The sequence below is a fragment of the Streptomyces sp. NPDC088254 genome (assembly GCF_044740925.1).
In the GTDB taxonomy this organism is placed as follows: Bacteria; Actinomycetota; Actinomycetes; order Streptomycetales; family Streptomycetaceae; genus Streptomyces.
Genome location: NZ_JBIURQ010000002.1, coordinates 706,360 through 732,487, shown reverse-complemented (window position 1 = coordinate 732,487; position 26,128 = coordinate 706,360). Strand labels below are relative to the sequence as shown.

Here is a 26,128-nt window from a genome sequence, read left to right as displayed (position 1 = left end):
GCGCACTGCGGACGTAGCTCAGTTGGTAGAGCGCAACCTTGCCAAGGTTGAGGTCGCGAGTTCGAACCTCGTCGTCCGCTCCGTTTCGAAGGCCCCGGTCCGGTGGACCGGGGCCTTCGCGCGTTTCACGCTGGTGCTGTGACCGGAAAGGTTTGCCGGGAAGCTCGCGGCGTCCGGTGCCGGGGATACCTCCCACGCCTTTCAGGCAGTGGGGGAGCATCGCACGGCGGAGCATCGCCCGCGCACCGGACGTACGCGGGTGATGCGACAACGCGGCGGTGGGGCCCCCTCGCGAGCGAAGCCGAGCGGGAGGGGAGCCGTGCCGGACGCCGCGAGCCGGTGAACCTTTCCGGTCGCAGCGCTAGCTCCAGGCGGTGCCGGTCAGGAGCTCGTAGGCCTCGACGTACTTCGCCCGGGTGGCCTCGACGATCTCCTGGGGCAGTGGCGGCGGCGGGCGCTCGCTCGTGCGGTCCCAGCCGGACTCCGCCGAGGTCAGCCAGTCGCGCACGAACTGCTTGTCGTACGACGGCTGCGCGCGGCCCGGCTGCCACCGGTCGGCCGGCCAGAAGCGGGAGGAGTCCGGGGTGAGGACCTCGTCGGCGAGCACGAGCGTCTCGTCCTCGTAGCCGAACTCGAACTTGGTGTCCGCGAGGACGATGCCCCGCTCGCGGGCGATGTCACGGGCGCGGCCGTAGACGTCGAGGGTCTTCCGGCGCAGCTCGGCGGCGGTGTCCGCGCCGACCTGGCGGGCGACCTCCTCGTAGGGGACGTTCTCGTCGTGGTCGCCCACGGCGGCCTTGGTGGCCGGGGTGAAGATCGGGGCGGGCAGCTCGGATCCGTCCACCAGGCCCTCGGGGAGGGCGAGGCCGCAGACCGTGCGGGACACCTTGTACTCGGCGAGGCCGGAGCCGGTGAGGTAGCCGCGGGCCACGCACTCGACGGGGACCATCCGCAGCGACTTGCAGACCAGTGTGCGGCCCGCCCAGTCGGCGGGGGCGCCGGCGGGGAGTTCGGTGCTCAGGACGTGGTTGGGGACCAGGTCGGCGAGCTGGTCGAACCACCAGAGGGAGAGCTGGGTGAGGATGCGGCCCTTGTCGGGGATCTCCGTCGGCAGCACCCAGTCGTACGCGGACGTACGGTCGCTGGCGACCATCACGAGATCGCCCGCCTCGTCGCGGTACAGCTCACGCACCTTGCCGGTGTGGAGGTGCACCAGGCCCGGCACCTGAAGCGGCTCGGGCTTTTCTACGAATCCGGACACGGTTCCTCCCCGTGGTTCTGTACAGATGGCCTGATTGTCCCGTACACGGGGGCGGGCCGGGGACGGAGGGTCGGGGGGAGGGGCGGCGGGCAGGGGGCGACGGACTTCAGTCGCGCTTGCAGATGCGGTCCAGGAGGTTGGCCGTGGCGCGCTGGACACGGGGGTCCGCGTGGCCGGGGCGGTCGAGGGCGGGGGACCAGGCGAAGGTGCCGGAGGCGAAGACCAGGGCGCCGGAGGGGGCCCGGTACAGCGAGGTGTCCTGATGGCGCGGGACGCCTCGGGCGTCGGTGTAGGGCGAGTGGGCGAGCAGGACGCGCTCCTCGTGGGGCGGGAGCGCGGTGCGGGGGTGATAGCGGTCGGCCTCGCCCGCCACGAGGCCCTCGATCGCGTCGCCCTCGTGCGCCCCGGTCGCCTCCCACAGCCAGTGGCCGGCGTTGCGGACGATCAGCGGGTGCGGCTCGGGCACGCGGCCCGCGTACTGGATGCCCAGCAACTGCTGCTCGGCGCGGTCGATCTCCCGCCACAGGGCCGCCTTGCCGGGCCCCCTGCGTTTGCGGCAGGTGAGCAGCCGGCCGGGGACACCGGACGGCGACGGGCCCAGTTCGACCTGCCAGTAGAGGCTGTTGGCGGAGAGGAAGACGAGGGAGGCGCCTTTGCCCCGGGCGAGTTCGACGGTGCGGCGCATGCCCCGCGACCAGTACTCGTCGTGGCCGGGGAAGATCAGGCCGCGGTAGCGGGCGGGGTCGATCCGGCCGGCTTCCAGGTCGCGGGCGTCGGCGTAGGCGAGGTCGTAGCCGTAGCGCTCGGCCCAGCGGATGACGTCGTAGGCGTGGCCGACGTGCAGGGGCAGGCCCGCGCCCGCGTAGGGGCGGTCGAAGGAGACCGTCGTCGCGGCGTCGGCCTCGCCGAGGAGACGGCCGTCCTCGTCCCAGGCGTGGTAGAAGCTGGCGCCGGTGCGGCCGTCCTCCGGGTAGAGGTTGTACGCCTGCCAGGTCACGTCGGGCAGGACGAGCAGCAGGTCGGCGGGACGGTCGTCGCCGACCGTGAAGGGGATGTGGGAGCGGTGGCCGTCGGCGGTGGTGAGGACGGCGACGTACGCGCCGACGTTCCAGTACGACGGCACCTGGAGCCGCCAGGAGAGCCACCAGTGGTGGCAGGAGACCGTGCGGTCGGCGGTGAGGGGCGGGGGCTGGACGATCCCGGAGAGGCGCGGGCTGGTGGTGATCTTGGCGGCGCCGTCGCCCTGGTAGTGGCCGACGCGGTAGATGTCGACGCTGAACTCCTGCGGCGGGTCGACCGTGATGTGGAAGTCGGCGGCCTCGCCGGGGGCGACCCTGCCGGTTGAGGTGAACCCCTTGATCTGTCGGCGCACGTCGTCGGCGGACCGGGGGCCCCCGGTCGCGGCGCGCGGGAGGGGGATCCTGGGGGCGGCCGTACGGGTGGCGGCGTCGGCGGGGGCGGCCGGCCGGGCCTGTGTCGAGCGGGGGGACGACGCCGGTGCGGAAGCCGGAGCGGCGGTCTGGTCGACGTACCAGGGGACGAGCCGGCCCGTGTCGTCGAAGTACGTCTCGGCGCCACGCAGCCAGGGGAGGGGGCCCTGTCCGAAGGGGTCCGTCACGGCGTGCGCGAGCGCCCCCGACTCCCATCGGCGGATGTGCGGCTGTCCTCCCATGGTGCTCCCCTCCCTATGACCCCCGTGGTCGTGTGCGGTGCGGCGTTCGCGCGGCGCCCGGACGGCGTTGTGTGCGTGCTCGGCGTTCCACGTTCGACTGTTCGTGTGGTTGTCCTATGTCGCACGCCCATGCCATGGGCTCTATCGGTCCCAGCACATCACATAACGCGCGCAGGCAGTCACTATTCGTTGCGAATTGGCTGAAAGTGGAACCAAAGCTTCCTCACCGGTCCTCGCTCGCGGGTCACCGGTCGGTGGTCGGTGGTCGGTGGTCGGTGGTCGGTGGTCGCCTCAGCCGAGCCGCACCGGCTTCTCCGGGCGTATCCCCAGCTCGATCAGCCAGGTCCGCAGCGGCACCGCGTCTCCGTCCTCGACGAGGCTGAGCACTCTGGGCGTCAGGTCGGCCACGCGCACTCCGTCCACCAGGAGGGTCGGGCCGTCGAGCCAGTCCAGGCCGGGCGTGGCGCCGACGGTGTCCATCGCGGCACAGCAGACCATCGCCGTGACGTGGTCGGCGAGCAGCTCGCGCTCGGTGCGCGGGGGCTGGAGCGGGAAGAGCGGGAGCGCCGCGTCGTCCCAGAGGGCAGCGTCGAGGCCCTGGCCCGCGGCGGCCGCGACCGCGCCGTGCGTCGACTGCGGCCCGGCCTCGGCCTCCTCCCGCGCGACCTCGGCCCCGAGCCGGACGGCCAGGGCGCTCTCCGCGCCCTCGACGCTCTCGGTCTCCGGCGCGGTCGGCCCCGCGCCCTTCGCGCCTCGGCGCGCGCTCTCCGTGAGGTGGTCCAGCACCCGGGCCAGCGTCGGGCCGTCGGGCGACGGGACCGCGGGGTCGGGGGTGCGGCGGACGCCCAGGGCGTCGAGGACGCGGTGCAGCCGGGCCGCGTCGGTGCGCCACTTGCGGTCGACGACCTCGTCGGGATACTCCTGCCAGCCCACCGGAGCCCAGTCGGGACCGGACTCCGCGGGGCCGCCGTGGAAGAGGCGGGCCGCGAGGAGGGAGGCTGCCTCGTCGATCGCGCCGGGCTCCTCAAGGAGGTCGCAGGCCGGACGCTCGCCGAGGCGGGAGGCGAACCCCTCGGCGAGACGGTCGCGCCGGGACAGCTCGGTCAGGGCGGCCACGACGCCCGCGTCCAGCCGCGAGGGCCAGCGGCCCATCCGCCAGGCCGGCAGCGCCACGCGCGTGAGGAGGCGGTCCCAGCCCGCGTACGCGAGCCCCACCTGCTCCTGTGCGACGATCCGCAGCCCGTAGTCCACGGCCTGCGCGCGCTCCGCCGCCGCGGCGGCCACCCCGCGCTCCATCTCGGCGGCGTGCGCCTGGCAGGCGCGCAGCATCACGCGCGCGGCCCAGCCGATGCCCGCGCACACCAGCCGTACGCCGGGGCAGCGCCCGCGGTCGGCGGAGACGGCCACCGCGGCGTCCAGGCCGCGCACGAACCGCCGGGCCGCCGCTATGTCGGGGTGCGCGGAGGGGCCCGTACCGGCGACGACCGGCGCGAGGACGGCCCGCAGCTCGCCCACCCGCATCCACCACAGGAACGGCGAGCCGATGACGAGGATGGGCGCGGTGGCCGTACGGCGGTTCAGCCGGTGCTGGGCGGCGCCGGCGATCTCGTCGCGCTCCCGGGGCGGGGGCGGGCCGTGGGCCGGGTGGGTGCGGTCCTCCAGCCAGCTGTCGCAGTCCGGGGTGAGCGCTATGGCGGACGGCGCGGGCACGTCCAGCCGGTCGGCCAGGTCACGCACCATCCGGTACAGGTCGGGGGCCGCGCTCTCGGCGACGGCGACGGTCGGACTGAGGGCGGGACGGGCACGCGCGACGACCAGGGCGACGACGGCGGCGGCCAGCAGGACGAGGACCGCGAGGACGCTGACCGTCCAGCGGGCTGCGTCCCACCCCGGGCCCACGAGGTGGCCCGTGGAGCCACCGGCGAGCAGGATCACGGCGGCCGCAGAGGGCAGCAGCGCGACGGCGAGCGCCCGGCTGCGGACGCGCAGCACGGCAAGCGCCCGGGCGCGCGCGGCTTGCGCGCCCGCTTCCACTCCCGTTCCGGTCACGACCGGACGTCACCCCCTCCCCGCGGTCCTGGCGGTGCTTGCCGTGGCGGCACGCCCCGTCGGCTTCGTAGTGCTCACTCCCCCACTGTGGCACCCGCCACTGACATCGCAATGCCGGTGAGCCAAGTGCCGGAACGCTTGCGCCGCACCCTAGTTGGCGCTTCGGCCCGCGTCAGCCGGATGGGGCAGCGCTCACACGATGGAATGGCTCTGGGGAGAGGTGGATGCCGCTGGGCAAAGGTCAGGCCCCGGATTCCACGGCTGTCGCCGTGGGGGTTCCGGGGCCTGTCCGAGGGGCGTGCGGGGCCTGTTCGAAGGGGGCGCGCGGTCCGGTTTGCGGGGGCGCGGGGGTCTGCTCGAAGGGGCGTGCGAGGCGGCGCGTTCGAGCCGTGTGCGAAGTCGGCGCGGGGTGTGCGTCGTTCGGCGCCGCGGGTCCGTCCGGGTTCCTGGCGTGATGCTTGACCGGGTTCCTGGCTGCCGCGCGACTGGTCGGAGCGCGCGCCGATACGGCTCGCGCCCCTTGCGGAGCCGGACGGGTCACGCCCCCGTCGGGGCCTCCGTCGCCGCCTTCGCCGCGATGTCCGTGCGGTGCTGGGAGCCGTCGAGTCCGATGCGCGCGACCGCCCGGTACGCCCGCTCGCGGGCCTCTGTGAGGTCCGTGCCGGTCGCGGTGACGGACAGGACGCGGCCGCCCGCGCTGAGCACGGCGTCGCCGTCCCGCTCGGTGCCCGCGTGCAGCACGTACGCGTGCGGGGCGTCCTCGGCCACGACCGCGTCGAGACCGGTGATCGGGTCGCCGGTGCGCGGGGTGCCGGGGTAGTTGTGCGAGGCGACGACGACGGTCACGGCGGCCTCGTCGCTCCACCGCAGCGGCGGGAGGTCGCCGAGGTTGCCGGTGGCCGCCGCCATGAGGACGCCGGCGAGCGGGGTCTTCAGGCGGGCGAGGACGACCTGCGTCTCGGGGTCGCCGAAGCGGGCGTTGAACTCGATGACGCGGACGCCCCGGCTCGTGATCGCGAGGCCGGCGTAGAGCAGCCCGGAGAAGGGCGTGCCCCGGCGGCGCATCTCGTCCACGGTGGGCTGCAGGACGGTCGCCACGACCTCGTCGACCAGCTTCGGGTCCGCCCAGGGCAGCGGGGAGTACGCGCCCATGCCGCCGGTGTTCGGGCCCTCGTCGCCGTCGAGCGCGCGCTTGAAGTCCTGCGCGGGCTGGAGCGGGACGACCGTTTCGCCGTCGGTGATCGCGAAGAGGGAGACCTCCGGGCCGTCGAGGAACTCCTCGATGACGACCCGCTCGCAGCGCGCCGCGTGCGCCTTCGCCGCCTCGGCGTCACCGGTCACGACGACGCCCTTGCCGGCGGCGAGACCGTCGTCCTTGACGACGTACGGGGCGCCGAACGCGTCGAGCGCCTCGGCGACTTCCTCCGGCGTCGTGCACACGTAGGAGCGGGCGGTGGGCACGCCGGCGGCGGCCATCACGTCCTTGGCGAACGCCTTCGAGCCCTCGAGCCGCGCGGCCTCGCCGGACGGGCCGAAGACCGGGATGCCCGCCGCGCGCACGGCGTCGGCGACCCCGGCGACGAGCGGCGCCTCGGGGCCCACGATCACCAGCTCGGCGCCGAGCTCCGTGGCCAGCGCGGTGACGGCCCCGCCGTCCAGGGCGTCGACCTGGTGCAGCTCGGCGACCTCGGCGATGCCGGCGTTGCCGGGGGCGCAGTGCAGCGCGGTGACGGCGGGGTCGAGGGACAGTGAGCGGCACAGGGCGTGTTCGCGGGCGCCGTTACCGATGACGAGGACGTTCACGGGGGTCAGCCTAACGGGCTGAGGGCACGCGGGTTTGTGCGGGCTTCCGAGAGACGGGGGGCGGGGGAGCTGTGCGTTCCTCCAAGGCGGGCTACTCGTTGGTGAACTCCTCCACCACCGTCGCTCCCAGCTCGCGCATGATCAGGTCGTGCCCGGAGAGCGCGGACTCGTTGAGGTCGGGATCGTCGTCCTCGGGGATGTCGTCCTCGATGGACACCGGGTCCGGTGCGGAGGGCCGAGCGGCGGGGGTCGACGGCCGCTGGGCGGGCGCGGGACCGGAGGACGATGTGGAGCCGGAGGAGGGCGCGCCGGAGCCGCTGGAGGAGGCCGAGGACCCGGCGTTCGAGGCGGAGCCACCGCCGGAGCCGCCCTTGCTGCCGTGAGTGCCGGTGTTCCCGGGCGAGCCGGGATTGCCGTAGCCGCCGCTGTGGGCACCGCCTCCACCGTGGCCCGGACCCTGCCCGGACGAGCCGGGACCGCCCGGGCCGCCGAAACCGCCGGGCGAGCCCGAGTAGCCGGACGGAGCCGAGTGGCCGGACGGTCCGGGGCCGCCGAAGCCGCCGGACGGCGGGGCTGAGGCCGATCCGCCGCCGGACGGGTCGACGACCGCCTCGATCTTCCACTGGACGCTGAACTGCTCGCTCAACGCCTGACGCAGCACGTCCTCGCTGCCGCTGCCGGCGAAGTTGTCGCGGGCTCCGGCGCTCGCGAAGCCGAGCTGGAGCGTGGTGCCGTCGAAGCCGGTGACCTGCGCGTTCTGGCTGAGCAGGATCCAGGTGAAGCGCCGGCGGTTCTTGACCGCCTCCAGGATGTTCGGCCAGAGCATGCGGGGGTCGAGACCGCCTGCGGGGGGCGCGTAGGACGCAGGTCCCTGGGAGGCCGGGGCCGCGGGCTGGGGCGCGGCCTGCGGCCCGGGGGCGGGGGCCGAGGGGGCGGAGGGGGCAGCCGGTCCGGGGGCCGCCGGGGGCCTTCCGCCACCCGCGGCGGCGGCCGTGGGCCAGCCGCCGGGCCGACGGCCGCTGCCGGCGGCGGTGGGGGTCGGCCAGGCGCCGGGGGCGGGGGCCGCAGGGGAACCGGTGTCCGCGGGGGTGGCCGGGGCGGATTCCTGCGCGGCGGCGGGCTGCTGCGCGGGCTGGGGCGCCGGGGCGGGCGGCGTGGGCTCGGGGGCCTGGGGGGGCTGGGCGGCCTGACCGCCCGTGGGACCGCCCCCACCCGGACCACGCACCGCGGCACGGGCCGCGGCCGCACCGCCGCCGGGCGGCACAGGCACGGTGTCGCCGTGGGCAGGACCGCCGGCGGGAGCAGCCCCCGCCGCGAAACCGGAACCGGAACCGGAATCGCCGCCGTGTGCCTCCGGCCCCGGCACGTATCCCATCGAGGGCATGCCGCCGCCCCCGGCGAAGTTCACACCGCGCTCTATCCGGTCGAGGCGGGCCATGACGGACCGCTCGTCGCCGTAGGCGGCGGGCAGCAGCACGCGCGCGCAGATCAGCTCGAGCTGGAGACGGGGCGAGTTGGCGCCGCGCATCTCGGTGAGACCCTCGTTGACGAGGTCGGCGGCACGGCTGAGCTCGGCCGCGCCGAAGACCCCGGCCTGGGCCTGCATGCGCTCGACGACGTCGACGGGGGCGTCCAGCAGCCCCTTGTCGGCCGCGTCCGGAACGGCGGCCAGGATGACGAGGTCGCGCAGCCGCTCCAGCAGGTCGGCGACGAACCGCCGGGGGTCGTTGCCGCCCTCGATCACCCGGTCCACGACCTCGAAGGCGGCGGCCCCGTCGCCGGTGGCGAAGGCCTCGACGACGGAGTCGAGCAGCGAGCCGTCCGTGTAGCCGAGGAGGGAAGTGGCCATGGCGTACGTCACACCGTCCTCGCCGGCGCCGGCGAGGAGCTGGTCCATGACGGACATGGAGTCACGCACGGACCCCGCGCCCGCGCGCACGACGAGTGGAAGGACCCCCTCGTCGACGGGGATGTCCTCCTGGCGGCACACCTCGCCGAGGTAGTCCCGCAGGGTCCCCGGCGGGACGAGGCGGAAGGGGTAGTGATGGGTCCGCGACCGGATCGTCCCGATGACCTTCTCGGGCTCGGTGGTGGCGAAGATGAACTTCAGATGCTCCGGCGGCTCCTCGACGACCTTGAGGAGCGCGTTGAAGCCGGCCGACGTGACCATGTGGGCCTCGTCGATGATGTAGATCTTGTAGCGGCTGCGGGCCGGCCCGAAGAAGGCCTTCTCACGCAGGTCACGCGCGTCGTCGACACCACCGTGCGAAGCGGCGTCGATCTCGATGACGTCGATGGAGCCGGGCCCGTTGCGGGCGAGGTCCTTGCAGGACTCGCACTCGCCGCAGGGTGTCGGCGTGGGCCCCTTCTCGCAGTTCAGGCACCGGGCGAGGATGCGCGCGCTGGTCGTCTTGCCACACCCGCGCGGCCCGCTGAACAGGTACGCGTGATTGACCCGGTTGTTCCGCAGCGCCTGCTGCAACGGGTCGGTGACATGCTCCTGCCCGATGACCTCGGCGAACGACTCCGGGCGATAGCGGCGGTACAGCGCGAGAGACGACACGCTTACGAGGTTATAGGCGCACACTGACAACCGGCCCCGCCGTCCGGAAGGCCCCTCGACTCCCCCGGGAACGCAAAACGCCCCCCACGCACCCGCCAGAGCCAACCTACCCTTGCTGCCTTCCGGCCCTGGGGGAGTTCAGTCAGATAGCGCCGCGTGGGGAGCTGCGCTCAGGTTACCTGATCCCGCACCCATGGATCGAGTTCGCGAGCACTCCTCTCGGTCATGTAATGTTTCCGGCGGAGGATTCGCCTAGAGGCCTAGGGCGCACGCTTGGAAAGCGTGTTGGGGGCAACCCCTCACGAGTTCGAATCTCGTATCCTCCGCCAGTGCCTCACCGGGCACGATGTCGAAGGGCCTCACCGCTTGCGGTGGGGCCCTTCGGCGTGTCCGTCTCAGTTTCCGTCTCAGTTCGTTTTCGGCAGCCCCCAGAGCGCGTCGCCAACCTGCTGCGCGACCTTCCGGAGCATGGTCCCCGTCACATGCATGCAGCGGGCGGGCGCGCATACGGGCCGCTCCCTCAGGCTCCCACCCCATGATCGAGTCGATCACGACGTCAGGGATGCCGAGGATCGACAGTGCCTCGCCATCCAGGGCGACGGCGTGAAGCCGGCGGACAGCCCGAGGAGAACGGGGAGCCAGGTTCCGCTGGGGTCCGTCCCTCGCGAAGGGCGAGTGCGGGCGACGTCGGACGGCAGTACAGGCTTGGCCTCACGTCTGAACCAGTTGCCCGGATGCGGCTGGTTGGTGGTGACCACGAGCGTCGTCCCGGAGCCGTCCGCATGCTCGACCGCGAACGTGCACGGCGTCCAGGCCAGGGCCTGAAAACAGGTCGGCCTACGTCGCCGCCGCCAGCGGTAGGCCGTGCCGTCGGCGACGATCCGTCGTGAGCCCACGGCCCTGTACGCGGCACTGCGAGGCGCCAGCACAGTGAATGCGTTGGGGGCAACCCCTCACGAGTTCGAGTCTCGTATCCTCCGCAGCCGCCCGACCAGGCACCATGAAGAGCTGGACCGCTCATTGCGGTCCAGCTCTTCGGCATGCCCTGGTTGCAGTTTCAGATGCATTTACAGGCGACATTCGGGACATCCGCGTCAAGGGGGAAAGGTGCACGCTTGCACTCCGCAGGGCGACCGACGCAGACTCCGTGACGGAGCCACGGCGGCGGTCATAGTCCGATCATCCGGAGCTTGCTGCCGCACAGCCGGGCCATGTCCTCGACATCCGACGTGAGGATGGCGACCGGGCCAGGCTGACGCAAGGCCGCTTCCGCGACGGTGGCGTCGATCGCGTGCTTGTGTCCGTGCAGACCGGCGCCCTTGAGCAGTTGGGCCGCCGCCTTGGCCGCCGCCTCCGTGATCGGCTCCACCTTGACCCGGGAGAGCGCCCATTGCAGTCGGGACAGTTTCACCCTGGCGTGACTCACCTCCACGACAGTGTTGGCGCTGACGACAAGGTCCGCTCCCATGTCGTGGAACACCTGGAACATCGCCAGAACCTTTCGGTCCTGCGCCACCCAGGCCGACAGCCCCTCGCTGTCCAGGACGACGGTCTCGATGTGACCGCTCACGCGGCGCTCGCGCCGCCGGCGACCGACGTCGTACCGAAGATCCGCGCCCGCGCCTCGGCCAGCTCTTCCTCACTGAAGGACCCGTACTCGTCTGTGTGGCTGCGCAGGTCGGCCCCCAGGAGCTGGTGCCGGATCTGCCTGGCGACCGCTTCGGCCACGTAGCCGGAGATGTTGTCCGTGATCTTCTTCAGCGTCCCTTCCTGTTGCGCCGCAAGAAGTCCGACCCCGGCATCGCGCCCGAACTGCCGCCCAAGACCGAGACCGACCACGTCGTCCCACTGACGGCCGAGCAGAGCAGTCTGTACGAGGCACAGGTCCGCGAGACCATGGCGAAGATCGCGGAGTCGGAGGGCATGGCCCGACGCGGTCTGGTACTCAAGCTGCTCACCGCGCTGAAGCAGATCTGCAACCACCCCGCCCAGTATTTGAGAGAGCACAGCCTGCGCCAGTCCACTCCATTGCGGGGCCGTTCCGGCAAGCTCGACCTGCTCGACGAACTTCTCGACACCATCACCGCCGAAGGCGAATCCGTGCTGGTCTTCACGCAGTACAAACAGATGGCGGCTCTGCTGGAGAAGCACCTCGCGGAGCGCGGCGTCCCCGCCCTCTTCCTGCACGGCGGCACCCCGGTCGCGCGGCGCGAGGAGATGGTGGACCGATTCCAGCGCGGTGAAGTGCCGGTGTTCCTGCTGTCGTTGAAGGCGGCGGGCACCGGACTCAACCTCACCCGCGCCAGCCACGTCGTGCACTACGACCGCTGGTGGAACCCGGCCGTCGAGGACCAGGCCACCGACCGCGCCTACCGCATCGGTCAGGACAAACCCGTCCAGGTACACAAGCTCCTGGCAGAGGGGACCGTAGAGGACAAGGTAGCGAAGCTGCTCGAAGCCAAGCGTGCCCTCGCCGACGCCGTCATCGGCTCCGGTGAGGCGGCCCTGACGGAACTGTCCGACGCCGACCTCGCCGAACTCGTCGCCCTGGGAGGGCAGTCATGAGCCCCGCTGCCCCCGGCCCGCGCCGTGCGCCCGCCCGCGGCAAGCGAGCCTTCGCCGCGACCTGGTGGGGCCAGGCATGGGTGGCCGCCCTGGAGGACTCAACCCTGGACGCTGGACGGCTCTCGCGCGGACGTACCTACGCCCGCAAAGGCATGGTCGGTCCGGTCACCGTCGTTCCGGGCAAGGTCAGTGCCGCTGTCCAGGGCAGCCGCCCGCGCCCGTACCGCTCATCGGTCCACCTGCCCGTCCTCACCGACGCTCAGTGGGACACCCTGCTCGACACGATCGCGGCCCGCGCCGGGCATCTCGCAGCACTTCTCGACGGCGAGATGGCCGCCGAACTCGTGGACGACTCCCGGCGCGCAGGCGTCCCACTGCTCCCACTCCCCACCGAGCTCGATCCGGAGTGCTCCTGTCCCGACTGGGGATACCCCTGCAAGCACGCCGCGGCACTCTGCTACACCATCGGTGCCACCATCGACACCGACCCGTTCGTGCTCCTCGCGCTGCGCGGCCGTGGTCGCGAGGAGGTCTTCGCCCAGCTGCGCGCACTCCGTACGGCAGCTCAGGACACCGCCGCCCCACCAGCACCGGCCGGCATCCCGGCCGCCGCCGCGTACGCCCACTGGGCCGAACAGCCCCCCGAACTGCCCGGACTCCCGGAACCCGCCGCCCACCCCACAGCGCTGCCCGTCCCTGCGCCACCCGGCACCGGCCTGGCCGCCGCGGACCTGGAACGCCTCATGGCCGACGCCACCGCACGCGCCGCCCGGCTCCTCGCGGGCGACACCGCCGACCTGCACCTGACCCAGCACCAGGACGCCGTCCGCATCGCCGCAAGCAACCCCGGACCCGAGTGGTTCCACCACCTGATCCAGAACACCGGCACCAACCCCACTGTCTTCGCACGCCTCACCCGCGCCTGGCGCCACGGCGGCCCCACGGGCATCACTGTCGCCGAACAGCCCTACACGCCCGACCCGACGGTGATGAAGGCCGCCCGCACCGCCCTGGGCGCGGCCCTCGCCGAGATGACCGACTCCCGCACACACCTCAGAACCTGGCGCAACCGCCTCACCCTCACCCACCACGGCATCCAGCTGCGTCTGGGGCCCGACGCCCGCTGGTACCCCTACCTCCAGGACGACGACGGCGAATGGTGGCCCGCGGCCCCAGCCGACAGTGACCCGGTCACCGCGCTCACCGCGGCCTGGTCGCAGAACGGGGAGCAAGGAGGCGATTCCCCGCCGCCCAGGAATCAGGAGCAGTAGCTGGACACACTCACGCAGCTCCACTTCCGTGGCTGCAGTTCCGGTTGCATTCACCGGCGTACAGCAGCATTTGACGTTCCGGGTGACGTTCACGGCTTCAGCATGTGGTCGGCGACCAGGTCACCGCATGGGTGCGGTTACTCAGTCAGGCTTCGCCCACCGCATGAGTACGTGCAGCCGCAGGCGAGCTGTCTGTCAGCGTTCGATGCGTACCGGGCGGGTCACGCTCACCTGGTCGATCTCCGACACCCGCACCGTCAGCTTCATCTCCCAGGTGCCAGGGAGGGGAAGGTTGACGGAGGGGGTGCTCCAGTAGCCGCCCCGGTCGGCGAGCTTGGCGTCCAGGGGGCCTATGTCCTGGTTGGGGAGGGTGAAGGACATGCGCAGCTCGGGGAGGGGCACGAGCCCTCCGTCGACCGCGTAGGCCACGGCCTGGACCGAGTTGCTGCCGACGCGGCCCGGGTCGAGGGTGACCTGGACCTTGCCGCGGGCGTTGCCGACGGCGAAGGGGACGTCGGTCACGGAGGCGGCCGGCAGGCCCGCGGTCCGCTCCGCGGCGGCCGCCTCGGCCGCCGCCCGGCCGGGGAGCGTCGCGGTGAGGATCGTCGTCAGCAGCAGGACGATCACGGAGACCGCCACTTCCACGAGGACGGACCGGCGCAGGGCACGGCGGTGGGCGTCCTCCGGCGGAGCGACACGTGCCGGGTCGGTGGCCGGCGGCGAGGGTGTGCTGTCCGTCGCCGCGGTCGGCTTCGCCGTCATGTTCGCTCCCACCGCCACCGGGCTCGGTTCCGTCTTGGGCGCGGCCTCCGTCGCCGCCTCGGCCGTCGTCTCCGGCGTCGCCGTCGTCCATCGCTTCGTCCAGTGCCGCGACCACGCGCCGGCCAGGAGCAACAGGGCCACCGCCGCCAGCTTGGCGAGCAGGACCCGGCCGTACGTAGTGGTCGTGAGGGTGTCGAGCGTGCCGAGGCCCCGCCAGGACTGGTAGACGCCGGTCGCCGCCAGGACGATCACCGAGGCGGTGGCCACGCGGGAGAAACGGGCGGCCACGGCGGCCGGCAGGTCGGTGCGGTGCAGCAGGGTGAGCAGGGACGCCAGGCCGCCGAGCCACGCCGCCATGGCGAGCAGGTGCAGCGCCGACGAGGCCATCGCGGCCGGGACCTGGATGCCGGCCGAGGCGTGTTCGGCGGCGGCCCAGGTCAGGGCGAGGCCCACGGCGAGCACGGCGCCGGCGGCGAGGTACGCGCGCGTGGGCTGTTCACGGTCGCCCTGTCGTCGCAGGCGCCGCAGCCGCAGGAGCAGGACGGCGGTCGCCGCGAGCATGGCCAGCCGGGCGATCAGGGCGAGGCCCGGGCGGCCGGTCAGGGTGCGTTGCAGGCCCGCCAGGTCGAACGCCCCCGCCGGGCCCGTGCCCTCTTCGTAGGGGGCGCGCAGCAGGAGCAGGAAGACCGACGTGCCGACGAGGACCCAGAAGCCGGCCAGCAGCGGTTTGCGCAGGGGGCGTGCGTCCGGGGGCCGGCAGACCGCCACGAAGACTCCGATGCCGATGACGAGGGTCGCGGCGCCGTACGCGAGATAGCGGCCGATCTTGAACAGGCCGCTGGTGGCCGGGTCCTCGGTGGGTCCGGACGACAACACGGCCGTCGTCGGGGACGGCTGCCCGACGGAGAAGGTGAAGGCTCCGGAGACCGGGTGGCTGTCCGCCGAGACCACCCGCCAGGCCACCGTGAAGGTGCCGGTGCCGAGCTTCTCGGAGAGGGGGACCTGCGCCGTCTCCGAGCGGCCGTCCGCGTGCCGGGCCTCGCCGGTGTCGACCCGCTGGTTGTCCGGGTCCAGGACGCGGAAGGAGTCGTCGAGGAGGCTGACGGACTCGGTGAAGGTCAGGGTGATGCTGCCAGGGGAGCTCTTGAGGACGCTTCCGTCGGCGGGGTCGGTCGAGCGGAGGGCGGCGTGGGCCGACGCCGGGCCCGCGCCTCCGAGGACGAGCAGGACCAGCAGGGCGCCCAGCAGTACCAGCCCTTGAAGCCGCCGGACGCCGCTTCCGTCACCGCCCGCGCGTCCTGCGCCTCCCGCACCCCGGACCCGTCCGGCGCTTCCCGCGCCGTTCGCGTCCTCCGCGCCGGCTGCCGTACCGCGCCGTCGTCCGCCATCGTGCCCTTCGCTCACGTCACCGCTCCGTACGACTCGTGTGCTCGGGGATACGTACGGAGCGGGGGGCGGTCCTGCTCACCCGGGCTTCTCGCAGGTCACCGGGTCAGGCGTCCCGCCGCCCAGGTCAACGTGCCCCGGGGAAGGCCACCTCCCGGCGCAGGAACGCCAGTTGGGCCTTCTTCTCCGGCAGGAACACGTCCGGCAGGTCGATCTCCGGGAGGGTGACGACCGGCCCCGCCTCGAAGCCCTGCCGCAGGAAGCGGGCGATCGCCTTCTCGTTGCGCACGTCGGGGTCGACGACGACCCGCCGCCGGTCCAGGCCCAGCAGCACGTACGCCGCGAGCACGCCCATCAGCAGCGCCGACCAGCCTGACCGCGCGCCGCGCGCACCGGCGGGTGCGAGGAGCAGGTGGATGCCGATGTCGCCGGGCTCGACCTGGTAGCACTCGCTGACGCGGTCCGCGGCCGGGTCGTACGTCTGGAGCAGGCCGACCGGTTCGCCGTCCAGCTCGACCAGATGGGCGTGGTGGGTGTCGAGGCCTGCCATGTGGGCGTAGATCTCGGCGACCTGGTCGCGAGTCAGGCCGTTCATGCCCCAGAACGCGGCGCGTTCCTCGCTCGTCCAGCGGTGGACGACGTCCGCGTCGCCCTCGGCGTCGAGGGGCCGGATGCCGACGGTTCCGAACCCGTCGACGGTCTGCTCGTACGCGTACCGGTCGGACATCAGTGGTCGCTCTCCTTCTTCAGCAGCGCCCAGTCGGTGACGACCGGCGCGAGCTCGCCCGTGAGCCAGAGGGGGAGCTGGTCGTGGTGGTGGGGGCTGTCGGGGCGGCCGGAGGCGCCGAAGGGCACGACCCAGCGGCTGTCCTCGCGGCGGGCCAGGTCCCAGACGTAGCGGGCGGCCGGGCCGCGTGCGGCGAGGTCGGTCCAGCCGGGCACGGCCGAGGTGCACAGCACGCAGTCGTGGTCGCCGGAGAGGGCCGGGGCCTCGTACGAGGGGTCGGGCAGGGCCCGCCAGGGGGCGAGGCGGTGGGTGTCGCCCCAGCGGGCGGCCGGCTGTCCTGCGACCTCCTCGACGGCCTCGCGGACGAGCGCGCGGCGGTCGACGCCGTACAGCTCGTCGGCGCTGAGCAGGTGGGCGAGTGCGAAGCCGATGCGCGGGACGAGGGCCAGCCAGGGCAGGAGCACCTCGGGGTAGGCGGGCGGGGTGGTCAGGGCGGCGAAGGCCGGGTGTGCGGCGAGGCGGCGCACGACGGCGCTGCGCAGGACGGCGTAGGCGGCCGCGTCCCGGCTGTCGGCGTCCATGCGGCGGTCCCAGCGCAGCAGGCGTTCGCGCAGGCCGGCGGCCGGCCCGGTCAGGTCGTCGAGGGCGGCGAGGTGATCGAGGAGGGGGCCGGCGGACGCGAGGTGGGTGTCGGTGTGCAGGGCCGGCATGTCGGCCGCCGCCCACTGCCTGCGCCCGTCCAGCAGTTCCCGGATGCGGTCGGCGCGGTGCGGCGGGGCGAACTCGACGCCGAGCGGGGCGGCCGGGCCGCGCTGGTTGGCCATGACGGCGACGCCGTCGGTGAGACCGGCGCGGGGCGTCTCGTGCCAGCCGGTCCACTCGTGGCCGGGCTCCCAGGCGGGGACCAGCCGGACGCGGTTGGCCTCGGCGCGCACGGGCACGCGGCCGGCGACCCGGTGCAGCAGTCCGCCCTCGGTGTCGGCGGCCTGGACGACGTTGACCGGCTCGGCCCAGCGGTCGAAGGCACGGTCCACGTCGGCGACCCGGCGGGCGCGCAGGAGCGGCAACAGGGCGCTGAAACCGAGGTCGGCGGTGACGCGGGGCGGGTAGCGCAGGGCCAGGGCGAGCGGGGCGCAGGCGTGGTCGTGGTCCGGCGCGATCCCCTCGGGGCGGCCTGCGGTGACACCGTCACGGTCCGGCGCGATCCCCTCGGGGCGGCCTGCGGTGACACCGTCACGGTCCGACGCGATCCCCTCGGGGCGGCCCGCGGTGACACCGTCGGCCCCCGCCGAGGTCCCCCCTCGAAGCCCGCGAAGGTCCCCGATGCCGCCCGCGGCATCGCCGTCGGGGTCCGGCGCGGTCCCCTCAGGCCCGTTCGCGACCACCACGTCGACGTCCGCCGCGGTCCCCCCGCCCAGGCCCTCGGGTCCGCCCGCGATGACGGGCCCGCGTTCGGTCTCCAGGATCTCGACCTCGACGCTCTCCTCCCCCGCGACCCGGATCAGCTCGGTGTGGCGGGTGACCCGCCGCCAGACGCCGTCCGGGCCGAGTGCCTCGACGTCGGCGCCGATGCGGCGCAGACGCTCGCGGTAGAGGTCCTGGTAGTCGGCCATGGCGTTGGTGATGGCCCAGGCGACGGTTCCGGTGTGCCCGAAGTGGGCGATGCCGGGGATCCCGGGCACGGCGAGTCCCACGACGTCGAACTCGTCGCAGGCCAGGCGGATCTGCTGGTAGACGCCCGGGTCCTCGATGAAGCGGTGCGGGTCACCCGCGATGACGGCCTGCCCGGTGCGGGTGCGCTCACCGGCGACCAGCCAGCCGTTGCTGCCGGAGGTGCCGGGGCCGTCGGTGGCGAACAGCCCGACCGCCTCCGGGCCGAGGTGCCGGATCGCCTCCTCACGCCACAGCTTGGCGGGGAAGCCGGCGAACAGGATGTGGGTGGAGAGCCAGACGGCGAGCGGGGTCCAGGGTTCCCAGCGGCCGGGGGTCAGGCCGAGGTCCGCGAACTCGGGGGCGGGCGGCGTGGGGGGCTCCTGGGCGGTGCCGGCCCCGGTCAGGCCCTCGTTGACGCCGTCCACGTACGCCCGTGCCCAGTCGGCCGTCTCCGGGTCGCGCTCCTCCAGGGCGGCGAAACAGCGGCGGGCGGTGTCGTCGAGGCGGGCGCGGCGCACGAAGCGGTCCCAGGGCAGGGCGTCGGCGCCCAGGAAGGACGCCGAGGTGCCGCGGGCGCGGTGCCGTTCGACCTCCAGCTGCCAGGCGCGGTCGCGGGCGGTCACCCGCCCCTGGAGCCGCGCGAGTTCGCGGGCGCTTCCGGCGCGCAGGTGCGGGATGCCCCAGGCGTCCCGGAAGACGCCCTCGGGTCTGTCGGTCTCGGTCGTCACCCTGTGACCCCTCTTGCTTTTAGGTTAGCCTCACCTAACGATCAGGCAGAAATCGTACGCGAGAGGTGCAGAGGTCATGGGGCAGGGGCGGGGCTGGGAGGGCGCGGTCCTCAAGTTGATGCGGGCGAAGGACTACACGCTCACGGTGACGGACGCCGAGGACGTCACCCCGCACTACCGCCGGGTGCGCCTCACCGACGGCGGCCTGCTCGCGGCGACCGGGGTGCACCCGACGATGTGGGTCCGGCTGTGGTTCACCGACGCGGGCAAGCCGCACCAGCGGGCGTTCACCCTGGTCGACCCGGATCCGGCGGCGGGCGCCTTCTCCCTGGAGTTCGCGCTGCACGAGGGCGCGGCGAGCGACTGGGCGCGGGCGGCGGAACCCGGCGACACCATCGAGGCGACCGTCCAGGGCACCGGGTTCGAGGAGCCGTCGCCGTCCCCCTCGCACGTCCTCGCCGTCGGCGACCCGGCCTCCCTGCCTGCGATCAACTCCCTGCTGGACGCCCTGGGTTCGGCGCCGGCGACGGTGTGGTTCGAGGGCGACGCGGACGGCCTGCCCTTCCGCGCCGACCCGTCCCGGCACGAGATACGGCACGTGCCCCGCCGCGACGACGGGGCGCACCTCGTGGAGCGGGTGAAGGCGGAACTCCCCGAACTCCTCCGTCTGACGCCCGACCCGTACGTCTGGATCGCCTGCGACACGCGAACCACGCGCGCGCTGTCGACGTACGTGCGCAAGGAACTGGGCGTGACGAAGGACCGCGCGCACGCTCTGGGGTACTGGCGGGCGGATTGAGCCGGGGGCCGGGGGCGGCTCCGATGAGCCGCCCGGACGGGAGGGCGCACGGCGGGCAGCCCCGGCCCGTACGCGGGATGATCGAGGGCATGGACGTCACCCTTCACCTCGCCCAGGACCCCGACGCCGACGAACTCCTCGGACGTTCGCCGCTCGCCGCGCTGGTCGGGATGCTGCTCGACCAGCAGGTCCCGATGGAGTGGGCGTTCAAGGGGCCGCGGACGATCGCCGACCGGCTCGGCGCGGACGACCTCGACGCGCACGACATCGCCGCCCGCGACCCGGAGGCGTTCGCCGCCCTCCTCTCCGAGAAGCCGGCCGTGCACCGCTACCCGGGCTCCATGGCCAAGCGGATCCAGCAGCTGTGCCAGTACCTCGTCGAGCACTACGACGGTGACGCCGCCGCCGTCTGGAAGGACGCCGGCACCGGCAAGGAGCTGCTCAGGCGGCTGGAGGAACTGCCGGGCTTCGGCAAGCAGAAGGCGCGGATCTTCCTCGCGCTGCTCGGCAAGCGGCTCGGCGTGCGGCCGACGGGCTGGCGTGAGGCCGCCGGCGCCTACGGCGAGCCCGATTCCTTCCGCTCGGTCGCCGACATCACGGGCCCGGAGTCGCTGGCGAAGGTGCGGGCGCACAAGCAGGAGATGAAGGCGGCGGCCAAGGCCGCCAAGAAGGCGCCTTCGAGCTGACGCCGCACGCACCAGGGGACTCGCGGCCGAGCGGGCGGGTGCTGCTCCGAACGGGCGGTTCCCGGGCTCCGCGTGCTGGGCGGCCTGTGCGTCGTGGGCAGAGCACCTCCCATGAGCACCGCACGACGTCTCCCGCGCAGCCGCCGCTGGCTGCGGGTCCTCGTGCTGCTGCTCGCCGTCCTCGTGCCGGGCGCGGCCGCCGAGGCCGCCGCCGTTCCGGAGCTCCCCGCCGCGGTCGTCGAGACCGCCGAGCACGACGGCTTCGACGCCGCCCCGCGTCCCCCGGCGGGCGGCGCCCACCGCGCCGTCGCCCCCGCCCGGCCCTCGTCCCGCCCGGCCCGGCCGCCCGCCGCTCCCCCGGGCCGCCTCCTGCCTCCTCGGGCCTGCCCGCAGGACGCCCTGGACGTGGCGGACATCCTGCGCACCGTCGTCCTGCGCTGCTGACCGGGACCGCTCCCGCGTAAAGCCCGTCAGCACCAGGTACGAACGAGGAACACAGGACCCAGCCATGCCTACAGACCCTTATGCCGTTCTGCGCGCCCTGCTGCGCGCGGAGGCGGCTCGCAGTGCGCCGAAGTCCCGGTCGACGATCAAGGACCGGGAGGAGTCGCGGCAGGTCCCGGAGGACCACCGGGGCGGCCGGGGCCGCTGACCGGGGGACGGGACGGAGGCGGGGTCACCGCCTCCGTCTCGCGGTGCCGAAGAGCGAACGGGTGATCTCCCGGCCGATCTGCGTGCCCACGGAACGCGCCAGGGACTTGAACACACCGCTGTGGACGACCTGTTCAGCCAGGGAAGGCTCGTGGTCGGCGCGTCCGGCGGGCCTCCGGCTCTCGGCCTTCGGCCCGCCGGGGGCGTCGGCCGGACCCCGCGCCGCCGCCAGCCGCTCGTAGGCCGACTCTCTGTCCACAGCCTGTGCATACCGCTCGAACAACGCCGAGGCGCGCACCGCTGCGTCCAGGGCCGCCGCGTCGACCGGGCCCATCAGGGACGCCGGGGCGCGCAGCCTGGTCGCCGCGACCGGGGTGGGGGCGCCGTTCTCATCGAGGACGGTGACCACCGCCTCGCCGGTGCCCAGCCCGGTCAGCAGCTCCTCCAGGTCGTAGGCGGAGTCCGGGAACGTCTTCACCGTGGCCCTCAGGGCCTTCTGGTCGTCCGGGGTGAAGGCGCGCAGGGCGTGCTGGACGCGGTTGCCGAGCTGGGCCAGGACGTCCGCGGGCACGTCCTTCGGGGTCTGTGTGACGAAGAACACGCCGACCCCTTTCGAGCGAATGAGCCGGACGGTCCGCGTGAGGGCCTCCAGGAACGCGCGGGAGGCGCCGTCGAAGAGGAGGTGCGCCTCGTCGAAGAAGAAGACGAGCTTGGGCCGGCCGACGTCGCCGACCTCCGGCAGGTCGTGGAAGAGGTCGGCCAGGAGCCACATCAGGAAGGTGGAGAAAAGCTGGGGTCTGTCCTGCACGGCGGGAAGTTCCAGCACGGAGACGATCCCGCGCCCGTCGCCCGCCGTGCGCAGCAACTCGCCCGTGTCGAACTCCGGTTCGCCGAAGAAGTCGGCCGCACCCTGCGCCTCGAACACGGTGAGGGTCCGCAGGATCACCCCGGCGGTGGCCGGGGACACCCCGCCGACGTCCTTCAGCTCGCTCCTGCCCTCGTCGGAGGCGAGGAAGGCGACGACGGCCCGCAGGTCCTTGAGGTCGACCAGGTCCAGGCCCTTGCGGTCGGCGTAGTGGAAGATCAGGCCGAGCGACTGCTCCTGGGTGCGGTTGAGCTGGAGCACCTTGGCGAGCAGCACCGGCCCGAAGCTGGTGACGGTGGCCCGGACGGGGATGCCGTGGCCGAGACCGCCGAGCGCGTAGAACTCGGCGGGAAAGCCGGCCGGCGCCCACCGCTGACCGACCTCGGCGGAGCGGGAGGCCACCTTGGGATTCGGCGCGCCCGGCGCCGCGACGCCGGACAGGTCGCCTTTGACGTCCGCGAGGAAGACCGGCACGCCCTGCGCCGAGAGCTGCTCGGCCATGAGCTGGAGCGTCTTGGTCTTGCCGGTGCCGGTGGCGCCGGCGACGAGGCCGTGCCGGTTCAGCACGGCGAGGGGGACGCGGATCGGGGTGTCCGGCTGGCAGGCCCCGTCCCACAGGAGGGCGCCCAGGTCGAGGGCGGGACCGGTGAAGGCGTACCCGGCAGCGATCTCGCTGGCACTCATCGACGGCCCCTCGCTCCCGTTTCGCCCCCGTTCAGCTTGTTTTTTCCAGCGTCGCACTCGCCCGCCATGGCTGCGCCCGGAAGGTCTGGGCCGGTAGGCTTTCCGTGTGATCTTCAAGCGCATCGGAAACGGCCGGCCGTACCCCGACCACGGCCGGGAAAGCACCCGGCAGTGGGCGGACGTCGCGCCGCGCCCGGTCCGCCTCGATCAGCTGGTGACCACCAAGCAGCAGCTCGACCTGGAAACCCTGCTCGCCGAGGACTCCACGTTCTACGGCGACCTCTTCGCGCACGTCGTGAAGTGGCAGGGCGACCTGTACCTGGAGGACGGCCTCCACCGCGCCGTGCGGGCGGCCCTGCAACAGCGTCAGGTGCTGCACGCCCGGGTGCTCGAGCTGGACTGACGGCTCCCCGGCGCGGCTGACTCCCTGTCGGGCGGCTGCGCCGGCCTTCGCGGATTGCCCCTTTCGGGTTCTCCTGCGGGAGTCGAATGATCATCTAGTAGGCATGGCCGCCGCGGCGCACTACGCTGCGTTCATGAGCATGCTGACTCCCCCGGGCATGGGCGGCAAGTACCGGATCACGGGGGACAAGTACCCGCGTATGCGCCCGCCCCGGCGGCGGGGCCGGCTGGTCGTCGTGGTCGTCGCCTGTGGCGCCGTGCTGGGCGTCGGCGGCTGGGGGACGCTGCAGCTCATCGACGTCTTCACGGGCGGCGGGGGCACGGCCTCGACGGCGGGCTCCAAAGCCGGCTGCACCACCAAGGCGGCCAAGGCGAGCCCCGCGGCCGCCGCGCTGCCGGCGCCCGCGCAGATCACCGTGAACGTCTTCAACGCCACCACGCGCGGCGGCCTCGCCAAGACCACGGCGGACGAGCTGAAGAAGCGCGGCTTCAAGATCGGCCAGGTGGGCAACGCGAGCAACGAGTACGACAAGAAGGTCCCCGGGGCCGGTGTCCTGCTCGGCCCCGCGGCCTCCCTGAACACCTCGCTGCCGGTCCTCGCCACCCAGCTCACCACGGCCGAGCGCCGCACCGACGCCGCCCGCACGGGCCCGGCGATCGACCTGATCATCGGCAACGCCTTCACGGCCCTCACCGCCCGGCCGGAAGCCACCAGGGCCCTGACCGCCCTGACGGCCCCTCGCCCCGCGGCGACGGCGACCACGAAGGAGCACTGCTAGGGCCGAGCCGCGAGTCCGCAAGGGTCCCGCCACGGCTCGGCCCGGCGGTGGCGTGGTGGGCTCCCCGGAGGATTACTCCGCCGCGCCGTACAGGCGGTCGCCCGCGTCGCCCAGGCCCGGGACGATGTAGCCCTGGTCATTGAGGTGGTCGTCGACCGCCGCGGTGACCACCGTGACCGGGGTGCCGGCGAGGTCGCGTTCCATGACCGCCACGCCCTCGGGGGAGGCCAGCAGCACCACAGCCGTGACGTCGTCCGCGCCGCGCTTGATCAGCTCGTGGATCGCCGCGACCAGCGTGCCGCCGGTGGCCAGCATCGGGTCCAGCACGTACACCTGGCGGCCCGACAGGTCCTCCGGCATGCGCGTGGCGTAGGTGGAGGCCTGGAGCGTCTGCTCGTCACGGATCATGCCCATGAAGCCCACCTCGGCGGTCGGCAGCAGCCGCACCATGCCGTCCAGCATGCCGAGCCCGGCCCGCAGGATCGGCACCACCAGCGGACGCGGGTGGGACAGCTTGACGCCCGTGGTCTCGGCGACCGGCGTCACGATGTCGACCTGTTCGGTGCGCACGTCACGCGTGGCCTCGTAGGCGAGGAGGGTGACCAGCTCGTCGGCCAGACGGCGGAAGGTCGCGGAGTCGGTGCGCCGGTCGCGCAGGGTGGTGAGCTTGTGGGCGACCAGGGGGTGGTCGACGACGTGAAGACGCATGTCCACAACAGTAACCGGGCCCGGCCCGCCCGCCGCCCGCCCGCCCGGCGAGCCCGGTGACGACCCCGCGACGGCAACCGCGGTGAGCCGTCCGCCCGCATCAACCGCCCTTCGGGGGGAAACCGGACTGGACGGACCGGGGTGGTGAACAGCAATGCATGACCTGCCTGACCAGAAGGCACGAGAGGCGGACGCGGCGCCGCTGACCGAGGCGCAGCGCCGTCGGCGGCGCGCCCAGTTCCTGCGCGAACTCGCCGAGGCCCGCGCGCTGCGCGACCGCGTCCAGCCGCGCCGCGCCAAGGTCGCCCGTCTGCGACACGCGATGCGCATGCGCACGTTCCGCTGGTAGTCCCGCCGGCCGCCCGCCCGTGGCCCGTACAGGGACGATCGCCCGCCCCCGGCGCGAAGATCGCCGGCGTCACGGGCGCCGCAGGGGGTGGTCGTGCGTGGGCCCACGGGAAACCCGCGTACGATCCGCTCGTGACGGCAACGAGTGCGCTGGTGGGTTGCTCGTGGACGGACGTGCGCGGACGCGTACGGACCCGCGATCAAAACGACCGGACACAGGGAGCGGAAGACGTCCCCTGAACGCCTTGTTTCTGCCACGATTCCGAGTGGGCGGGGCTCGGAGCACAGCTCTCTCCGCCCGTAACCTCCGCCGGGGGGACCCCCAACCGGCACGCCTATGACCAGTGGGAGAGTCACGGTGTACTTCGCCGCACTGCTCGCGCGCACCGAAGACGGGTGGGAAGCGAGCGACACAGAGCTCGACGATGTGGAGACCCTGTCGGATCTGGCCGACCTGGCCCGGGAAGCCTCTCCCGACGAGGACACGGTGCTCGTGCTGATCGAGCAGGAGGACTCCTGGTTCGGGGTCGTCCGCATCGACGGCGAGGAGGACCCTCGCATCTACGTCTCCGACGCCGCCGCCGCCGCCCGCAGTTCGTACGGCGAGATCCTGCTCACCGACGAACTGCTCGGCCGGGATTCCGACGCGGCCGACGACCTGGACGCCCTGGACCTCGACGGCACCGAGGACGGTGAGGACGACTCCGACGAGGACGACGGCTCCACCGGCGGGGCAGTGCCGCACGGCCCGGTCGGCGACCCCGGCATCCTCGACGACCTCGGCGTCGGCGTGAAGGAGCTGAAGTCGCTGTCCTCGGACGCGCTCACCGAGATCGCCGAGGCCCTCGGCGCCTCGGAGGTCCTGGAGACCGTCCGCTGAGCGCACCCGACCCCGTACGCGATCCCTGGCGGGCCGCCATGCGGCTCGCCCTGACGGAGGCCGCGCTGGCCGCCCGGGGCGGGGACGTCCCGGTCGGCGCCGTGGTGCTGGCCCCCGACGGCGTCACCGTCCTCGCGGCCGGTCACAACGAGCGCGAGGCCGGCGGCGACCCGACGGCGCACGCGGAGGTCCTCGCCCTGCGGCGGGCGGCCGCCGAGACGGGCGCGTGGCGGCTGACCGGCTGCACGCTCGTCGTGACGCTGGAACCCTGCACGATGTGCGCGGGCGCGCTCGTGCAGTCCCGCGTGGACCGTGTCGTCTACGGCGCCCGCGACGACAAGGCGGGCGCGGCCGGCTCCCTCTGGGACGTCGTCCGCGACCGGCGGCTCAACCACCGGCCCGAGGTGATCGAAGGCGTCCTCGCCGACGAGTGCGCGGGCCTCCTCACGGAGTTCTTCCGCACCCGCTGACCTCGGCGGGCCCCGGCTGCGGATATCGATTTCGGAGCACGCCCCGGCGTGCTGTAAGGTCTCCCTCGGTAGCGTGTCCGAGCGGCCGAAGGAGCTCGCCTCGAAAGCGAGTGTGGCGCAAGTCACCGAGGGTTCAAATCCCTCCGCTACCGCTTGAGAAGGGCCCCGTCGTGAGACGGGGCCCTTCGTGCGATCATGTGCGCTCATTCAGCCATCAGTGACAGGGGAGGCCGCGGTGGCGGTGAATGCCAAGAAGATCGCCGTCTACGTGCTCGTGGTCTTCGCGCTGTACGTGATCATCACGGACCCGGCCAAGGCCGCCGACTACGTCCAGATAGGGTTCGAGGGCATATCGGACGCCGCCAAGGCCATCGGCGACTTCTTCACCTGGCTCGCCGACGGGGCGAAGTAGCACG

The 26,128-nt window shown here is 73.3% G+C and carries 23 protein-coding genes, 3 tRNA genes, 1 other RNA gene and 1 pseudogene; 15 read left to right on the top strand and 13 right to left on the bottom strand.

Going from position 1 to position 26,128, the window contains the following annotated elements; translation table 11 throughout:
• Positions 1-7: 7 nt before the first annotated feature.
• Positions 8-80 (top strand) — tRNA-Gly (locus ACIOC0_RS10270).
• A 281-nt stretch (positions 81-361) separates the two neighbouring features.
• On the opposite strand, the gene ACIOC0_RS10265 is transcribed toward ACIOC0_RS10270, so the two are convergent.
• The 6 genes from ACIOC0_RS10265 to ffs all read right to left on the bottom strand — a co-directional run bounded on the left by ACIOC0_RS10265 (position 362) and on the right by ffs (position 9,517).
• Positions 362-1,261 (bottom strand): phosphoribosylaminoimidazolesuccinocarboxamide synthase, encoded by a 900-nt coding sequence (locus ACIOC0_RS10265; protein ID WP_402154283.1) that lies wholly within the window; start codon positions 1,259-1,261, stop codon positions 362-364.
• 106 nt (positions 1,262-1,367) lie between these two features.
• On the bottom strand, positions 1,368-2,933 hold the full coding sequence (locus tag ACIOC0_RS10260) for a N,N-dimethylformamidase beta subunit family domain-containing protein (protein ID WP_402154281.1): 1,566 nt from the start codon (positions 2,931-2,933) through the stop codon (positions 1,368-1,370).
• 291 nt (positions 2,934-3,224) lie between these two features.
• A complete protein-coding gene (locus ACIOC0_RS10255) occupies positions 3,225-4,982 on the bottom strand; it encodes a hypothetical protein (RefSeq protein WP_402154279.1) in 1,758 nt (585 codons plus the stop codon).
• 537 nt (positions 4,983-5,519) lie between these two features.
• Positions 5,520-6,785 carry a phosphoribosylamine--glycine ligase gene (gene purD, locus ACIOC0_RS10250; RefSeq protein ID WP_402154277.1) on the bottom strand — a complete coding sequence of 422 codons (1,266 nt, stop codon included), beginning with the start codon at positions 6,783-6,785 and terminating at the stop codon, positions 5,520-5,522.
• Positions 6,786-6,876: 91 nt separating this feature from the next.
• Positions 6,877-9,348: a DNA polymerase III subunit gamma and tau gene (locus ACIOC0_RS10245; RefSeq protein WP_402154275.1), complete on the bottom strand. Its 2,472-nt coding sequence runs from the start codon at positions 9,346-9,348 to the stop codon at positions 6,877-6,879.
• 70 nt (positions 9,349-9,418) lie between these two features.
• Positions 9,419-9,517, bottom strand: an RNA gene (ffs, locus tag ACIOC0_RS10240) — signal recognition particle sRNA small type.
• A gap of 72 nt (positions 9,518-9,589) precedes the next feature.
• Between ffs and ACIOC0_RS10235 the strand changes: the two genes are divergently transcribed.
• Positions 9,590-9,677 (top strand) — tRNA-Ser (locus ACIOC0_RS10235).
• Between the two features lie 839 nt (positions 9,678-10,516).
• Here ACIOC0_RS10235 and ACIOC0_RS10230 read toward each other — a convergent pair.
• Positions 10,517-10,918 carry a PIN domain-containing protein gene (locus tag ACIOC0_RS10230; RefSeq protein ID WP_402154273.1) on the bottom strand — a complete coding sequence of 134 codons (402 nt, stop codon included), beginning with the start codon at positions 10,916-10,918 and terminating at the stop codon, positions 10,517-10,519.
• A complete protein-coding gene (locus ACIOC0_RS10225; protein WP_402154390.1) occupies positions 10,915-11,109 on the bottom strand; it encodes a hypothetical protein in 195 nt (64 codons plus the stop codon). The genes ACIOC0_RS10230 and ACIOC0_RS10225 overlap by 4 nt, the downstream gene beginning before the upstream one ends.
• Here ACIOC0_RS10225 and ACIOC0_RS10220 point away from each other — a divergent pair.
• Together ACIOC0_RS10220 and ACIOC0_RS10215 are read left to right on the top strand one after the other, a co-directional pair.
• Positions 11,104-11,913: pseudogene (locus ACIOC0_RS10220) on the top strand (DEAD/DEAH box helicase); the annotation flags it as partial. The gene ACIOC0_RS10225 and the pseudogene ACIOC0_RS10220 overlap by 6 nt on opposite strands.
• Positions 11,910-13,184 carry an SWIM zinc finger family protein gene (locus ACIOC0_RS10215; RefSeq protein WP_402154271.1) on the top strand — a complete coding sequence of 425 codons (1,275 nt, stop codon included), beginning with the start codon at positions 11,910-11,912 and terminating at the stop codon, positions 13,182-13,184. The pseudogene ACIOC0_RS10220 and the gene ACIOC0_RS10215, both read left to right, overlap by 4 nt.
• Before the next feature lie 195 nt (positions 13,185-13,379).
• Here the strand turns inward: ACIOC0_RS10215 and ACIOC0_RS10210 are convergent, their stop codons facing one another.
• The 3 genes from ACIOC0_RS10210 to ACIOC0_RS10200 all read right to left on the bottom strand — a co-directional run bounded on the left by ACIOC0_RS10210 (position 13,380) and on the right by ACIOC0_RS10200 (position 18,440).
• Positions 13,380-15,200 carry a copper resistance CopC/CopD family protein gene (locus ACIOC0_RS10210; RefSeq protein WP_402154388.1) on the bottom strand — a complete coding sequence of 607 codons (1,821 nt, stop codon included), beginning with the start codon at positions 15,198-15,200 and terminating at the stop codon, positions 13,380-13,382.
• A 259-nt stretch (positions 15,201-15,459) separates the two neighbouring features.
• Entirely contained in the window at positions 15,460-16,059 is a 600-nt protein-coding gene (locus tag ACIOC0_RS10205) for a GNAT family N-acetyltransferase (protein WP_402154269.1), read from the bottom strand.
• The gene (locus ACIOC0_RS10200) at positions 16,059-18,440 is read right to left on the bottom strand and encodes a penicillin acylase family protein (protein ID WP_402154267.1); all 2,382 of its coding nucleotides are present in this window, start codon (positions 18,438-18,440) and stop codon (positions 16,059-16,061) included. Before ACIOC0_RS10200 ends, ACIOC0_RS10205 begins: the two co-directional genes overlap by 1 nt.
• A 76-nt stretch (positions 18,441-18,516) precedes the next feature.
• On the opposite strand from ACIOC0_RS10200, the gene ACIOC0_RS10195 reads away from it, so the two are divergent.
• The 4 genes from ACIOC0_RS10195 (at position 18,517) to ACIOC0_RS10180 (ending at position 20,577) form a co-directional block, all read left to right on the top strand.
• On the top strand, positions 18,517-19,239 hold the full coding sequence (locus tag ACIOC0_RS10195) for a siderophore-interacting protein (protein WP_402154265.1): 723 nt from the start codon (positions 18,517-18,519) through the stop codon (positions 19,237-19,239).
• A gap of 89 nt (positions 19,240-19,328) precedes the next feature.
• On the top strand, positions 19,329-19,925 hold the full coding sequence (locus ACIOC0_RS10190; protein WP_402154264.1) for an HhH-GPD-type base excision DNA repair protein: 597 nt from the start codon (positions 19,329-19,331) through the stop codon (positions 19,923-19,925).
• A gap of 111 nt (positions 19,926-20,036) precedes the next feature.
• Entirely contained in the window at positions 20,037-20,369 is a 333-nt protein-coding gene (locus ACIOC0_RS10185) for a hypothetical protein (protein WP_402154262.1), read from the top strand.
• 64 nt (positions 20,370-20,433) lie between these two features.
• Positions 20,434-20,577 (top strand): hypothetical protein, encoded by a 144-nt coding sequence (locus tag ACIOC0_RS10180; protein WP_165430369.1) that lies wholly within the window; start codon positions 20,434-20,436, stop codon positions 20,575-20,577.
• A 24-nt stretch (positions 20,578-20,601) separates the two neighbouring features.
• Here the strand turns inward: ACIOC0_RS10180 and ACIOC0_RS10175 are convergent, their stop codons facing one another.
• Entirely contained in the window at positions 20,602-22,125 is a 1,524-nt protein-coding gene (locus ACIOC0_RS10175) for a helicase HerA-like domain-containing protein (RefSeq protein ID WP_402154261.1), read from the bottom strand.
• 106 nt (positions 22,126-22,231) lie between these two features.
• On the opposite strand from ACIOC0_RS10175, the gene ACIOC0_RS10170 reads away from it, so the two are divergent.
• Both ACIOC0_RS10170 and ACIOC0_RS10165 read left to right on the top strand, forming a co-directional pair.
• A complete protein-coding gene (locus tag ACIOC0_RS10170; protein ID WP_004943146.1) occupies positions 22,232-22,528 on the top strand; it encodes a type II toxin-antitoxin system VapB family antitoxin in 297 nt (98 codons plus the stop codon).
• 157 nt (positions 22,529-22,685) lie between these two features.
• Positions 22,686-23,306, top strand: coding sequence for a LytR C-terminal domain-containing protein (locus tag ACIOC0_RS10165; RefSeq protein WP_402154386.1), 621 nt, complete (start codon positions 22,686-22,688; stop codon positions 23,304-23,306).
• 72 nt (positions 23,307-23,378) lie between these two features.
• Here the strand turns inward: ACIOC0_RS10165 and upp are convergent, their stop codons facing one another.
• Positions 23,379-24,014, bottom strand: a complete 636-nt coding sequence (gene upp, locus ACIOC0_RS10160; protein ID WP_356682770.1) for a uracil phosphoribosyltransferase — start codon at positions 24,012-24,014, stop codon at positions 23,379-23,381.
• Positions 24,015-24,168: 154 nt separating this feature from the next.
• Between upp and ACIOC0_RS10155 the strand changes: the two genes are divergently transcribed.
• The 5 genes from ACIOC0_RS10155 (at position 24,169) to ACIOC0_RS10135 (ending at position 26,124) form a co-directional block, all read left to right on the top strand.
• A complete protein-coding gene (locus ACIOC0_RS10155) occupies positions 24,169-24,363 on the top strand; it encodes a hypothetical protein (RefSeq protein ID WP_130439384.1) in 195 nt (64 codons plus the stop codon).
• Between the two features lie 357 nt (positions 24,364-24,720).
• Positions 24,721-25,242 (top strand): hypothetical protein, encoded by a 522-nt coding sequence (locus tag ACIOC0_RS10150; protein ID WP_402154384.1) that lies wholly within the window; start codon positions 24,721-24,723, stop codon positions 25,240-25,242.
• Positions 25,243-25,280: 38 nt separating this feature from the next.
• Complete coding sequence (gene tadA, locus ACIOC0_RS10145; protein ID WP_402154259.1) at positions 25,281-25,712, top strand: tRNA adenosine(34) deaminase TadA; 432 nt, start codon at positions 25,281-25,283, stop codon at positions 25,710-25,712.
• 67 nt (positions 25,713-25,779) lie between these two features.
• Positions 25,780-25,864: transfer RNA gene (locus tag ACIOC0_RS10140), tRNA-Ser, on the top strand.
• A gap of 83 nt (positions 25,865-25,947) precedes the next feature.
• Positions 25,948-26,124: a hypothetical protein gene (locus ACIOC0_RS10135; protein ID WP_351338634.1), complete on the top strand. Its 177-nt coding sequence runs from the start codon at positions 25,948-25,950 to the stop codon at positions 26,122-26,124.
• Positions 26,125-26,128: the final 4 nt, after the last annotated feature.

Excerpts from the sequence above, each read along its gene's own strand:
- ACIOC0_RS10260 (WP_402154281.1), bottom strand. The coding sequence starts at position 2,933 with ATGGGAGGACAGCCGCACATCCGCCGATGGGAGTCGGGGGCGCTCGCG.
- ACIOC0_RS10215 (WP_402154271.1), top strand. The coding sequence starts at position 11,910 with ATGAGCCCCGCTGCCCCCGGCCCGCGCCGTGCGCCCGCCCGCGGCAAG.
- ACIOC0_RS10205 (WP_402154269.1), bottom strand. The coding sequence starts at position 16,059 with ATGTCCGACCGGTACGCGTACGAGCAGACCGTCGACGGGTTCGGAACC.
- ACIOC0_RS10195 (WP_402154265.1), top strand. The coding sequence starts at position 18,517 with ATGGGGCAGGGGCGGGGCTGGGAGGGCGCGGTCCTCAAGTTGATGCGG.
- ACIOC0_RS10190 (WP_402154264.1), top strand. The coding sequence starts at position 19,329 with ATGGACGTCACCCTTCACCTCGCCCAGGACCCCGACGCCGACGAACTC.
- ACIOC0_RS10185 (WP_402154262.1), top strand. The coding sequence starts at position 20,037 with ATGAGCACCGCACGACGTCTCCCGCGCAGCCGCCGCTGGCTGCGGGTC.
- ACIOC0_RS10180 (WP_165430369.1), top strand. The coding sequence starts at position 20,434 with ATGCCTACAGACCCTTATGCCGTTCTGCGCGCCCTGCTGCGCGCGGAG.
- ACIOC0_RS10175 (WP_402154261.1), bottom strand. The coding sequence starts at position 22,125 with ATGAGTGCCAGCGAGATCGCTGCCGGGTACGCCTTCACCGGTCCCGCC.
- ACIOC0_RS10165 (WP_402154386.1), top strand. The coding sequence starts at position 22,686 with ATGGGCGGCAAGTACCGGATCACGGGGGACAAGTACCCGCGTATGCGC.
- upp (WP_356682770.1), bottom strand. The coding sequence starts at position 24,014 with ATGCGTCTTCACGTCGTCGACCACCCCCTGGTCGCCCACAAGCTCACC.
- ACIOC0_RS10155 (WP_130439384.1), top strand. The coding sequence starts at position 24,169 with ATGCATGACCTGCCTGACCAGAAGGCACGAGAGGCGGACGCGGCGCCG.
- tadA (WP_402154259.1), top strand. The coding sequence starts at position 25,281 with ATGCGGCTCGCCCTGACGGAGGCCGCGCTGGCCGCCCGGGGCGGGGAC.